The 12,251-nt window shown below is 30.9% G+C and carries 11 protein-coding genes; 10 read left to right on the forward strand and 1 reads right to left on the reverse strand.

The window, feature by feature from the left end; all coding sequences use genetic code 11:
• Positions 1 to 5: 5 nt before the first annotated feature.
• Together K6T82_RS13490 and K6T82_RS13495 are read left to right on the forward strand one after the other, a co-directional pair.
• The gene (locus K6T82_RS13490; RefSeq protein WP_223706514.1) at positions 6 to 2,129 is read left to right on the forward strand and encodes a Tex family protein; all 2,124 of its coding nucleotides are present in this window, start codon (positions 6 to 8) and stop codon (positions 2,127 to 2,129) included.
• Positions 2,130 to 2,291: 162 nt separating this feature from the next.
• Positions 2,292 to 2,936 (forward strand): hypothetical protein, encoded by a 645-nt coding sequence (locus tag K6T82_RS13495; RefSeq protein ID WP_223706516.1) that lies wholly within the window; start codon positions 2,292 to 2,294, stop codon positions 2,934 to 2,936.
• A gap of 64 nt (positions 2,937 to 3,000) precedes the next feature.
• Here K6T82_RS13495 and K6T82_RS13500 read toward each other — a convergent pair whose 3' ends face one another.
• Positions 3,001 to 3,180, reverse strand: coding sequence for a Sec-independent protein translocase subunit TatA/TatB (locus K6T82_RS13500; protein WP_008465789.1), 180 nt, complete (start codon positions 3,178 to 3,180; stop codon positions 3,001 to 3,003).
• A gap of 213 nt (positions 3,181 to 3,393) precedes the next feature.
• On the opposite strand from K6T82_RS13500, the gene K6T82_RS13505 reads away from it, so the two are divergent.
• From K6T82_RS13505 to K6T82_RS13540, 8 genes are all read left to right on the forward strand, one after another.
• Positions 3,394 to 3,900, forward strand: coding sequence for a peptidase (locus tag K6T82_RS13505; protein ID WP_223706518.1), 507 nt, complete (start codon positions 3,394 to 3,396; stop codon positions 3,898 to 3,900).
• A gap of 11 nt (positions 3,901 to 3,911) precedes the next feature.
• Positions 3,912 to 5,399, forward strand: coding sequence for a GH3 auxin-responsive promoter family protein (locus tag K6T82_RS13510; RefSeq protein WP_223706520.1), 1,488 nt, complete (start codon positions 3,912 to 3,914; stop codon positions 5,397 to 5,399).
• A gap of 70 nt (positions 5,400 to 5,469) precedes the next feature.
• Positions 5,470 to 6,084, forward strand: coding sequence for a transposase (locus K6T82_RS13515; RefSeq protein ID WP_223706522.1), 615 nt, complete (start codon positions 5,470 to 5,472; stop codon positions 6,082 to 6,084).
• A gap of 80 nt (positions 6,085 to 6,164) precedes the next feature.
• A complete protein-coding gene (locus K6T82_RS13520) occupies positions 6,165 to 7,844 on the forward strand; it encodes a DUF6909 family protein (RefSeq protein WP_223706524.1) in 1,680 nt (559 codons plus the stop codon).
• 9 nt (positions 7,845 to 7,853) lie between these two features.
• On the forward strand, positions 7,854 to 8,834 hold the full coding sequence (locus tag K6T82_RS13525) for a hypothetical protein (protein ID WP_223706527.1): 981 nt from the start codon (positions 7,854 to 7,856) through the stop codon (positions 8,832 to 8,834).
• 64 nt (positions 8,835 to 8,898) lie between these two features.
• Positions 8,899 to 9,435 carry a hypothetical protein gene (locus tag K6T82_RS13530; RefSeq protein ID WP_223706530.1) on the forward strand — a complete coding sequence of 179 codons (537 nt, stop codon included), beginning with the start codon at positions 8,899 to 8,901 and terminating at the stop codon, positions 9,433 to 9,435.
• A gap of 85 nt (positions 9,436 to 9,520) precedes the next feature.
• Positions 9,521 to 10,801: a flippase gene (locus K6T82_RS13535; protein WP_223706532.1), complete on the forward strand. Its 1,281-nt coding sequence runs from the start codon at positions 9,521 to 9,523 to the stop codon at positions 10,799 to 10,801.
• A gap of 7 nt (positions 10,802 to 10,808) precedes the next feature.
• Positions 10,809 to 11,888 (forward strand): glycosyltransferase family 2 protein, encoded by a 1,080-nt coding sequence (locus K6T82_RS13540; RefSeq protein ID WP_223706535.1) that lies wholly within the window; start codon positions 10,809 to 10,811, stop codon positions 11,886 to 11,888.
• The last annotated feature ends 363 nt before the right edge of the window (positions 11,889 to 12,251 follow it).

A 12,251-nucleotide genomic window follows, 5' to 3' on the forward strand; every position in this document is an offset into this window, starting at 1 on the left:
AAACTATGACTAACATTCAATTCATTGCCAAGTCAGTTCAGGCACCGGCAGTCAGTATTCAAAACACCGTAAAATTATTAGAAGAAGATTGTACGATTCCGTTTATTTCACGTTATCGAAAAGACGCTACCGGTAATCTGGATGAAACTGTAATAGAGCTGATTGCAAAACTTCAAAAAGATTATGATACGCTTATAAAACGCAAAGAAGCAGTTCTAAAATCGATAGAAGAACAAAAGGCACTTACGCCAGAATTGAAGAAAAAAATTGAAGATAGTTTTGATTTGCAAGAAATTGAAGATTTCTATCTTCCATATAAAAAGAAGAAAAAAACAAAAGCAGATGTTGCACGAGAATTTGGTTTAGAACCTTTGGCTAAAATCATTATGTCGGAAAGCGATGTTGATGTTGATTTTATCTCGACACAATATTTGAATGACAACGTTGTAAATGAAGAAGCGGCAATGCAAGGGGCGAGAGATATTGTTGCAGAATGGATCAATGAGAATATCTATGTTCGTAAACAACTTAGAAGATTGTTTCAACGCAAAGCAACTATCGGTACAAAAGTGGTTAAAAAGAAGGCTGAAGAAGAAGGAGCACAAAAATTCAGTCAATATTTTGATTGGGAAGAACCGCTAACCAAAACACCGGCGCACCGTTTATTAGCGATGCTTCGTGCAGAAAATGAAGGCTTTATAAAAATGAAAATTGATGTTGATATTGATGATGCTTACGATGTTATCGATGAGATTATCATTAAAAAACAAAATAATACAACGGCCCATTTACAACTCGCAATTGAAGACAGTTATAAACGTCTATTGAATCCAGCAATTGGAAACGAAACGCTGCAGGAAGCAAAAGCAAAAGCTGATGCCAATTCTATTCAGGTATTTGCTAACAATTTGGGTCAGTTATTACTAGCTCCACCGTTAGGAGAAAAACGTATTCTGGCAATCGATCCTGGATTTAGAAGTGGTTGTAAAGTGGTTTGTTTAGATGAAAAAGGCGATTTGTTATACAATGAAACGATTTATCCGCACGCGCCTCAAAATGAGGAAACTATGGCAATAAAGAAAATTCGTTCTATGGTAAATGCCTATCAAATTGATGCCATTTCTATCGGAAATGGAACAGCTTCACGCGAGACGGAATTTTTTATCAAAAAAATAGCTTTTGATAAACCAATTCAGGTTTTTATTGTTTCTGAGGCAGGAGCTTCTGTTTATTCGGCTTCTAAAATTGCGAGAGAAGAATTTCCTAATTATGATGTAACGGTTCGTGGTTCGGTTTCTATCGGAAGACGACTTTCAGATCCGTTGGCCGAATTGGTAAAAATTGATCCGAAAGCCATTGGAGTAGGACAGTATCAGCACGATGTTGATCAAACGAAATTAAAAGAAGAATTAGATAATACGGTTATTCGATGTGTAAACTCGGTTGGAATTAACATCAACACGGCAAGTAAACATTTGCTAAGTTATGTGAGTGGAATCGGGGAGAAGCTGGCGGAAAACATTGTACAATACCGCTCTGAAAATGGACCTTTTGAAGATAGAAAACAACTGAAAAAAGTGCCACGTTTAGGAGATAAAGCCTATCAACAAGGAGCAGCGTTTATCAGAATTACAAATGCTAAAAATCCGTTGGATAATTCGGCGGTGCATCCAGAAGCTTATCCAGTTGTGGAGAAGATGGCAAAAGATTTGAAAATCTCGGTAAATGACTTAATTGCAAACAAAGAGAAAACAGCCTTAATTAAAGCTGAAAACTATATTACACCTGAAATTGGTTTGCTTACCCTAAAAGACATTATAAAAGAGCTTGAAAAGCCTGGATTAGACCCGAGAAAGTCGGCTAAGGTTTTTGAATTTGATGCCAACGTAAAATCAATCAAAGATTTGAAAACCGGAATGATATTACCAGGTATTGTTAATAACATTACCAACTTTGGCTGTTTTGTTGACATCGGAATCAAAGAAAGTGGTTTAGTGCATATTTCGCAGTTAAAAGCAGGATTTGTAAGCGATGTAAATGAAGTTGTAAAATTGCACCAGCATGTTGATGTAAAAGTTACCGAAGTTGATGAGGATAGAAAACGTATTCAGCTGACGATGATACTTTAAAAAATGAAATTTTAGATATTCCAAACTCCAAAAAACTGGAATCATTAGATAAAAACTCCCAAAATTATATTTGTAATTTGGGAGTTTTTCATTTAACACAAATTATATGATAAAAGAATCTTTGTAAAATATATATTTGTAGGAAAATATAAACCCCAAATTATGAAAAAAAGCATTTTAATTTTAATTACCCTATTATTTACTTCTATTGGCCACGCTAATTTTTACAAGGTTATCTTGTATATGGAAGATGGAACAAAAAAAACAGGTTTTGCCGAATTGGTAAAGAGTGAAGATTCTAAAATAAGTTTTAAAACAGATGAAAGCGCTAAAAAAGAAAAAATAGCAAGTACAGAAGTAAAGAAAATAGAATATTTTGATGAAGAAGAATGCATTACTACGGTAGAAGCTTTGTATGCAACTACAGCAAACATTTTGACAGGAAAATTTTCGAAATCTAAAAAGAAATTATGGTTTAATGTTATTTATGATAAAGATGTTAAAATCGGCGTTATTCGCGATGCTGGAACTATAAGACCAAATGCAGGAGGAACTAGTACAATTGTAAGTTCATCTAGTAGTTCTTATTTTTTCGGAAAGAAAAACAGCGATGCATTGGTTTTTGGATATTTTACAACTGCTAATACCGTTGGAGCTATAGGAACAGAATCTCTATTGAGAAAAATGTCGAGGGAAGCTTTTTCAGATTGTCCTAAACTTATAGAAGCAATCGGAAAGGAAGATTTTAAGCTTAGAACATTGCTGGAGCAATTGGTAACGATTTTTGATAAAGAAAAATGTAAATAAATCAAATAAAAAAAATCCCAGACTACTATTGTAATCTGGGATTTTTAATAAGTTTTCGAATTTCTTATTTTGTTTCTTCCTCTTGTTTTTTAGAAGCAGCAGGTTGATCGTCTTTAGCAGCGTTTTTAAATTCCTTAATTCCGCTTCCTAAACCTTTCATTAATTCTGGAATTTTTTTACCTCCAAAAAGTAATATCACAATACCTACGATAACAAGGATTTCTGTAAGACCTAATCTTCCCATGACTATTATATTTAATGCCGAAGCAAATTGTTTTTCTAAATTATCCCGCAAAGGTATATAGAAATATACGAAATAGAAGTATTTTTAGTTTAAAATATTTGTTGCAGACCACGTTAAATATTTTATAAAATAGTAAATTATAGCTTTTCATAGAATTTTCCAGATCATTATCATGATGATTAATTACTATATTTGCTAGCATAATGAAGTACAATGGCTAAAAAGAAGAAAAAAAATTTAAGAAAAAAATTATTCATAAAAAATCGTCTGGTAATTTTAAATGAAGATACTTTTGAAGAAATTTTTTCTTTTAGACTTACTTTAATGAATGTTTTTGTAACGTTTACTTTAGGAGGTATTTTTTTAATTTTAGTAACAACTTTCATTATTGCTTTTACGCCGCTTCGCGAATTTATTCCAGGATATTCTTCGACAGAATTAAAGAGAAATGCAACCCGATTGGCTATAAAGTCAGATTCGCTGGAAACAGCTTTAAAACAGAATGAAGCTTACATAAAAGGCATTCAGAAAGTTTTAAGAGGAGAATTGGAATATTCAAAATTTAATAAAGATTCGATAGTAACAGAATCTCTTGAAGATGCTTCAGATTTAAACATGAAAGCATCAGAAGCTGAAATAAAATTAAGAGAAGATGTCTCTGCAACCGAAAAGGAGTTAAAGGCAAAATCTCAAGACAAAAAGAAAAGTGATAAAAAATAATACCACTCAAAATGTCAATTAAGTCAATTGCGGCAAAAATATTTGCCAGAAAAATATATAAACAAACGCTTAGATGGGCAGAAAAACCGGTTGAAACACAAGAAAAGGTTTTTCAAAAATTAATTAAAAGTGCTACTGAAACCGATTTTGGAAAAGATCATCATTTTAATCAAATAACAACGGTTGCAGATTTTCAAAAAAACGTTCCGGTACGAGATTACGAAGACTTAAAACCATATATAGAAAAGGTTGTAAAAGGTGAAGAAAACATTCTCTGGAACGGAAAACCGCTTTACTTTGCCAAAACTTCGGGAACAACTTCGGGAGCCAAATTTATTCCGCTAACGAAAGAATCGATGCCGTATCATATAGAAGCGGCTCGAAATGCGATTCTGCATTATGTTAACGAAACTGGAAATGCCGATTTTGTCGATGGAAAAATGATTTTTCTGCAAGGAAGCCCAATTCTGACGGAAAAATACGGAATTAAATTCGGTCGACTTTCAGGAATTGTAGCGCATTTTGTTCCTAAATATCTACAGAAAAACAGAATGCCATCTTGGGAAACCAATTGTATTGAAGATTGGGAAACCAAAGTAGATGCGATTGTAGACGAAACAATAAAAGAAGATATGTCGGTTATTTCGGGAATTCCATCTTGGGTTCAGATGTATTTTGAACGTTTACAGCAAAAAAGCGACGGAAAAAAGATTGGCGAAATATTCAAAAACTTCAATTTGTTTATTTACGGAGGTGTTAATTATGAGCCTTATCGTGCCAAATTTGAAAACATGATTGGCAGAAAAGTTGACAGTATCGAATTGTTTCCGGCTTCTGAAGGTTTTTTTGCTTATCAGGATTCACAGAAAGAAAAAGGAATGCTTCTGTTATTGAATTCTGGAATTTTTTACGAGTTTATAAAAGCAGATGAATTCTTTGAGGAAAACCCAAAGGCATTGACTATTGGCGAAGTTGAAATAGGCGTAAATTATGTTCTTATAATTTCTACCAACGCAGGACTTTGGCGTTATAATATTGGAGATACTGTTCAGTTTACATCTTTAGCTCCATATCGTGTGATAGTTTCCGGACGTATCAAACATTATATTTCGGCTTTTGGAGAACACGTAATTGCCAATGAAGTGGAAAATGCTATGAAAGAAGCTGTAGCTGAAACCAATATTGTAATTAACGAATTTACGGTTGCACCACAGATTAATCCGTCTAGCGGACTTCCGTATCATGAATGGCTGATTGAATTTGAACATGAACCAGAAAACATGGAAATTTTTGCTGAAACAATTGACAATTCAATGCGAAAGCAGAATATTTATTACGACGATTTAATTACTGGAAATGTTTTAAGAAAAGTTGTGGTCACGAAAGTTTCTAAAAACGGATTTCAAGATTACATGAAATCTCAAGGAAAACTGGGCGGACAGAATAAAATTCCGAGATTATCTAACGATAGAAATATTGCGGATAATCTTACAAAATAAAATAATATTTCCAAGATTAAGCAGTTTACTTATTCATATAAATTAGGATGAATAAGTAAATGAAAATTAAATGAGTCAAGGAAAGTTTCAAAATAAATACCGTATTTCTTCAATAAGAGCTCAATGGTGGGATTATGGCTGGAATGGAGCCTATTTTATAACAATTTGCACACAGGACAGAAAACATTATTTTGGAGAAATTCAAAATGGAAAAATGATTTTGTCACATGTCGGAATTATTGCCGATCTATTATGGCATCAAATTCCTAGTCACCATAATAACGTTGAATTAGGCGATTTTGTGGTAATGCCGAATCATATTCACGGAATTTTGATTATTGATAGACAAAATAATATTGATTTGGATGATGAGAATAATATAAATGATATAGATGACGCCAATATTGTATTACAGACAGGGCATGACCTGTCTCTATCGGAAAAACCGGGATCTAAACGATTTCAAAATATTGGAAAAAATACCATTTCGTCTATTGTAGGATCCTATAAATCTGCTGTGACCAAACATGCGAATAGATTAGGATATTCACATCAATGGCAAAAATTATTTTATGATAATATCATTAGAAGCAATGATGATTATCAAAGAATTTCTGATTATATTGTTTCAAATCCAGAAAATTGGACAAAGGATAAATTTAAGTCAGAAGATAAATCAAAATAAAATGATTTTTAAAAAATAATGTTGTAGATACACGGTATGGCGTGTATTTGTTTACATTTGAATTTACAAAATAATAAAGAATGAAAGAAACCAAACATATATCAAGATCAAGAGCGCAGGAATCTTCTGCGGCTATCGAAAAAATGTACATTACAATGCGCCATTTATTCAACCGTGGTTTTTACAAACCAATGGGAGTTTCTGGCGATAGTTTAAGAGAATCATTATTAGCATTACGTCCTGAAATATACGGGAATATTGCAGAAGAAAAAGTAGAGTTAAACGGACTTTTATACGTTATTGAGCGTCTTCCAATCGGGATTGAACAATGCCGTTTTATCAATTTAACCTCAGACGAAGGTTATTCTAAGTCGCATTTCCAGCCGATTGTTCCTCCAAAAAGAAGAAGAAACTGCTACAGAATCGACGAAGAACAAATGAACGTAGAAATCACTCGTGGACGTTCTGACATATACGATATTCTAACACATTTGACTTTCATTTTCATTGAATCGCATAAAATCAAAAATAGAGTTTTAGTAGACGATGGGGGAGAAGTTTCTCGGGATTGGCAGAAATTGGAACAAGCTGTAATGCAAACCAAAAAGCTTTCTCAGGTTGAAAAAGAAAAAGCTATTTCTCATGTTGCTAATATCTTAGCTAGAACTTTCGAAGAAGTTTTAGATATTTATGATGCTTTTGGTTCAGAAAATGCGCCAGATCGTTTCTTGCACGTAATTTATTGGTTAGGAAAATTGGCTATCGAAGAAATTGTTGAAAACAACAAAAGAACAATTACTTTTAGTCCGGTTTTGCGTGAACGTCTTGGACACCATATTCACGGAGAAATCTGGGCAACAAATATAAAAGAGGTTTTAAAAGCAAATGATTTACTGCAAAGACCAATTCATGTAATTAGTGCAAACATGCACAGTGTGATGAATTCGATTTTTGCGACTCCTTTGTTGAAAACTAAATTTAAAGGCAAAACAGATTTCTTTATTTATGAAGAATTAAGCAGCTCTGGATCTAAAGAAATTAGAAGCCAGGTTGAAGAATTAGCGTTTAAAAACGGAATGATTTCGTTACCAGATTCTTCTGGAACTAACATAGACGTTCAGATTTTTGATACTGCTAAAATTGACTGGTCAAAAACAGCTTTTTCACATGCAAATGTGGGTGAAGAGAAACCAGTAATCATTGTAATGGATTACGCTTTTGGAGAACAGGCATATGAAACAATCGATGAGCTTTTAAAACCATTTAAAAAAGAAACTTTACTAAATGTAAAATCGGTTTCTATTATGGGAAAAGCCGGAATTTTGGAAGGTGGAAAAGGAGATATCATGATTCCTACAGCGCATATCAACGAAGGAACAGCAGATAATTATTTCTTTGAAAATGAACTTACAGGAGCCATGTTTGAAGGAAATGATATCGATATTTACGAAGGAGCAATGGTAACCGTTTTAGGAACTTCATTGCAAAACAGAGATTTGTTGAAATTCTTTCACGAATCAACCTGGGGTGTAATTGGTCTTGAAATGGAAGGTTCTTATTACCAAAAAGCAATTCAATCGGCATCTAAAATTAGAAAAAGTGTGCCACAGGATATTAAAGTTCGTTATGCTTACTACGCATCAGATAACCCTTTGGAAACTGGAAGTACTTTGGCTTCTGGCGGATTGGGAACTACAGGTGTAAAACCAACCTATTTGATTACAATTAAGATTTTAGAGCAGATTTTCAACATCAAATAAAAATCGTAAATGAGTACAAAAGTACCGCAAGATAATTCAGATCAAGAGATTGATTTAGTTGTAATTTCTAAAAAGATAAACAATTTTTTTGGCAGATTGAATACTTCTATTTTTAGAAGTATTCAATTCTTTCTGCGAAACTGGATTATCGTTTTAGTTCTGGTTATTGCTGGTTTTTCAATTGGCTGGTATTTAGATCAAAGCCAGAAAAGCTACAAGCACGAAATTATTGTTGCACCTAATTTTGGAAGTACAGATTATTTGTACGCTAAAGTTGATTTAATTAATTCGAAAATTATTGAAAAAGACACTTCTTTTCTGAAAAAAGTAGTTGGTATTTTAATACCTGAAGATCTCAAAAAAATAGAAGTTAAACCAATTGCAGATGTGTATACTTTTATTCAGAATAAGCCGGAAAATTTTGAACTAATAAAATTGATGGCCGAAGATGGTGACATAAAAAAAGTACTAGAGGATAATGTAACAAGTAAAAATTACAATTATCAAACAATTGTTTTGCTTACAAATAATAAGACAACAGAAGAAAATTTAATAGTACCGATTTTGAAGTATATAAATACTTCAGAATATTACTCAAAGATCCAAAAGGTAACTAGTAGAAATGTCGAATTAAAACTTCAGCAAACAGACTCAATTATTAAACAAATTGATGGCATTTTGAACAACCTGTCTCATTCTTCTAAAGGAGCTTTAAAAAATGATAAATTGATTTATTTCAATGAAAATACCCAACTCAATGATATTATTAAGACGAAAGATGCTTTGATAAATGAACAAGCAGCACACAGATTAGAATTAATCGGTTTTGATAAAATTATAAAGGAAAATAACGTTACTACAAATCTGCAGTTAATCAAATTAGGTAATGGTAAATTAAAATTCTTAATGCCTTTTGTATTTATTTTAGGATTTGTTTTTTCGAAATTTTTTGTTGCATTTTATAAAAAACAGAAGGATTTAGCAAGATAAAAAGAACTCTACTAAAAATTTTAACATAATTAGTAATATACATACTTTTGCAAAAAAAAAGCAGATGAAAAAACAGTTGATTTATTTGAATTTAATTTTAGTAACATTATTTATTTCTTGTAAAAACAAAGAAGAAGCACAGCCAGTTGAAGAAATAAAAGCAAACACATTTGATGTGATTGTAGATTTAAAAATTGAAAAAGATGACGAACTCATTCTTTTTTATAAAGATCCTTCAATTGCTTATTTTGATGCTAAAAATACTGTTTATAATGGTGTAAAAGGGAAACCAGAATCACAACAAATAACATTTAGTATTCCTGAAGGAATTTTGCCTAACGATATACGTTTTGATATTAGTTCAAATAAAGAGCAAAGCCCAATAATAATAAACTCTATTACATTAAGTTTTGAAGGAAGAGTTTTCAAAATTGAACAAAAAGATCTTTTAAAATATTTTACACCTAACGAGTTTATTAAATTTGATGAAACGACAGGCACAGTATCTTTTATCAAAAAAGGAGAAGATTTCGACCCATATTTTTTAACTAAAGAAGTGATTTACCCTCAAATTGAAATGGTTAGAGGAGTTAAAATGTAATTTTTTTAAAAAGATAAACTAATAAATTTAAGGCTGTTCCTTCACAAAAGGTATAGCCTTCTTTTTACTCTAAAGCTAAAAAAGTTTGAAGCCAAATTTTGAGATATTCCAACAATATAAAAAGCACAAAATTTTAGCTTCAAATTTTGTATATCTTTCTATACTTCAGGCTTTAAACGTAATATTACCGTTAATTACATTTCCATATCTTATTCGTGTTTTAGGAGTTGAATATTTTGGCCTTTTATCCTTTTCTTTCGCTTTTATAACATATTTTCAAATTGTTACAGAATACGGTTTTAATTCAACAGGAACTCGTGATATTTCATTAGCTGTAAATGATCCTGAAAAGCAAAACCTGATTTTTAATCAAATTATGTCTGCAAAAATGCTTTTAACAGGCATGAGTTTTATTGCAATGATGGGAATTGTTTTCGCATTTAACATTTTTAGAACATATTGGATTGTCTATTTATTTTCTTTTGGTTCTATTTTAGGGCAAGCAATATTTCCTGTTTGGTTCTTTCACGGAATGCAAAAAATGAAATATGTAACTTATTTAAATTTAATTACCAAAATTATATTTGCACTTGCATTATTTGTTTTTGTAACCAAAAAATCAGATTATTACTTAGTTCCTCTTTTCAATGCTTTAGGATTTATTACAGCAGGAATTTTTGCTTGGTTTTATATCTGGAAAGATTTTAAGATCAGATTTAAAATTCAACCTTTTTCAGGAATTAAGGAACAACTTAGTAAATCGAAATATATGTTTTTATCAGAGCTTAAAATTTCTTTATTTACTAATACCAATACATTAATCTTAGGAATATTTGCCGGAAATCAAGCTGTAGGTTTCTTTTCGGCAGCAGAAAAATTGGCAAGAGCAATTGGTAATTTGCAAACACCAATATCAAACACTATTTTTCCTTACCTTTCAAAAGAAATGGCGTTGGATAAGATCAAAACGCTTCAAAAAATTAAAAAAATAACAATTATCGGAACTATTATTTTTTCTTTAACGATAGTACTGTGTTTTTGTTTTGCGGAACAAATTATTGAAATCATTTACGGAAAAGAAATGTTTGGTTCTGTTATTATTTTAAGAATCTTAATTTTTATTCCGTTACTTTCATTTCTGGATACTATGTTTGGTAAACAGATTTTGCTAAATCTTGGAAAAGATGAACTATATTTTAAAGTTATAGTTTTGGCTACAATTTTAAATTTTGGTATTAATTTTATATTGACCTATTTTTATCAGGAAACAGGAACGGCAATAACAGTTCTATTTATTCAAATTTTTATGGTTTTAGGAATGTGGTATTTTGTCCGTAAAGAAACAGATTTGATTCTAAAAAATTAGTGCAGACATGACAGCTTACAAAGTTAGTATTGTTATTCCGGTTTATAATGCAAAAGATTATCTGCACGATTGCTTAAAGTCAGTTCTTGATCAAACGCTTTCAGATTGCGAATTTATTTTTATAAACGATGGATCGACAGACAATAGTTTTGAAATAATCGAATTATACCAAAAAAAAGACAATCGAATAAAACTTCTAAATCAGGTTAATAAAGGAATAAGTGGGGCAAGAAATGCCGGAATTGAGATAGCTACTGGAGAATATATTGGGTTTTTAGATAATGATGATTTTTTGAAGAAAGATTTCTTAGAAAATTTATATAATAATGCTAAGCAACATGATTTAGACATTTTAATATCAAAAACAATATTAGGAAGAGATGGTAAGTATATTATCAAATACTCTGGTTTTGATGTCAATACAATTTTTAATCAGGATTTTATACAAGATCAGATTATTCCAAATCTTCTAAAAGTGGAGGATTTATTTGCTGTTTGGAATAAAATCTATAAGCGAACTTTTATAAACAAAAATAATATTCGATTTCCAGAAAGCAGAGTTATTGAAGAAGATAATATATTTAATATTCAAGCTTTTAACAAGGCAGAAAGAGTTTTGTTTATTGATTATGCAGGATATTATTATCGAGATGTAGCTGATAGTAAATCAAGACAAATTTTAGAAAACGATTACTTTTCAAAAGCACTAGAAAAATACTATTTTGATTATAAAACAGAATATAGTCTTTCAATTTTAGATGCTGAATTTGAAAAATTAAAGGCAATTAGATTTATACAAAGAATTTTCTATCTGGTGTATAAATGTTCAGTATTAAAAGTTCCATTTAAAGAGAAAAGGGATTATATAAAACATATGGTTTTTCATGAAAAAGTATATGAATTATCAAAAAAATATACTGAAGAAATTCTAAAAGACAAAGGAGTATATGAAAAAATGGTTCTGAAAATTATTATCAATAAGACACCAAATTTGTTGGTATTATTAATTTTAAGCATTCAAATAGGATATCATCCACGAATTTCTGAGACAATTAGAAGAATAAATAAATTGACAAAAAAACACTAAAAGTGCTCACAAAAATATATACCATATTATTTTTTTTAGGTCTTTTCTTTTTCCCTTTTAATAGTTATGAAGGAATAGCTTTTTTAGGAGAATTTAAAACCGAATCGGGTGCACTTTTTTTATTTGCTGGATTTTTGGTCTTAGTAGCGAATGTCTTTATATCAAAAAAAATAGTAATCCCCTATAAGAATATTATTTTTCAACTTGTTATCTTGTTCTTAGTTTGGTGCTTAGCAGCAACGATTTTAAATGCATCATCCGTCAATTCTAATTATTTCAAAAGTACAAGTGGCATCAACAGATTTATAAGGCAATATTTTGCTCTGCTTATTTCTGCATTGATTTTCTTTATTTTCTATATCA

It is taken from the genome of Flavobacterium potami, from assembly GCF_020026915.1.
In the GTDB taxonomy this organism is placed as follows: Bacteria; Bacteroidota; Bacteroidia; order Flavobacteriales; family Flavobacteriaceae; genus Flavobacterium; species Flavobacterium potami.

Bases quoted from the DNA above. Each gene is read 5' to 3' on its own strand.
- K6T82_RS13490 (WP_223706514.1), top strand. From the start codon at position 6: ATGACTAACATTCAATTCATTGCCAAGTCAGTTCAGGCACCGGCAGTC.
- K6T82_RS13495 (WP_223706516.1), top strand. From the start codon at position 2,292: ATGAAAAAAAGCATTTTAATTTTAATTACCCTATTATTTACTTCTATT.
- K6T82_RS13500 (WP_008465789.1), bottom strand. From the start codon at position 3,180: ATGGGAAGATTAGGTCTTACAGAAATCCTTGTTATCGTAGGTATTGTG.
- K6T82_RS13505 (WP_223706518.1), top strand. From the start codon at position 3,394: ATGGCTAAAAAGAAGAAAAAAAATTTAAGAAAAAAATTATTCATAAAA.
- K6T82_RS13510 (WP_223706520.1), top strand. From the start codon at position 3,912: ATGTCAATTAAGTCAATTGCGGCAAAAATATTTGCCAGAAAAATATAT.
- K6T82_RS13515 (WP_223706522.1), top strand. From the start codon at position 5,470: ATGAGTCAAGGAAAGTTTCAAAATAAATACCGTATTTCTTCAATAAGA.
- K6T82_RS13520 (WP_223706524.1), top strand. From the start codon at position 6,165: ATGAAAGAAACCAAACATATATCAAGATCAAGAGCGCAGGAATCTTCT.
- K6T82_RS13525 (WP_223706527.1), top strand. From the start codon at position 7,854: ATGAGTACAAAAGTACCGCAAGATAATTCAGATCAAGAGATTGATTTA.
- K6T82_RS13530 (WP_223706530.1), top strand. From the start codon at position 8,899: ATGAAAAAACAGTTGATTTATTTGAATTTAATTTTAGTAACATTATTT.
- K6T82_RS13540 (WP_223706535.1), top strand. From the start codon at position 10,809: ATGACAGCTTACAAAGTTAGTATTGTTATTCCGGTTTATAATGCAAAA.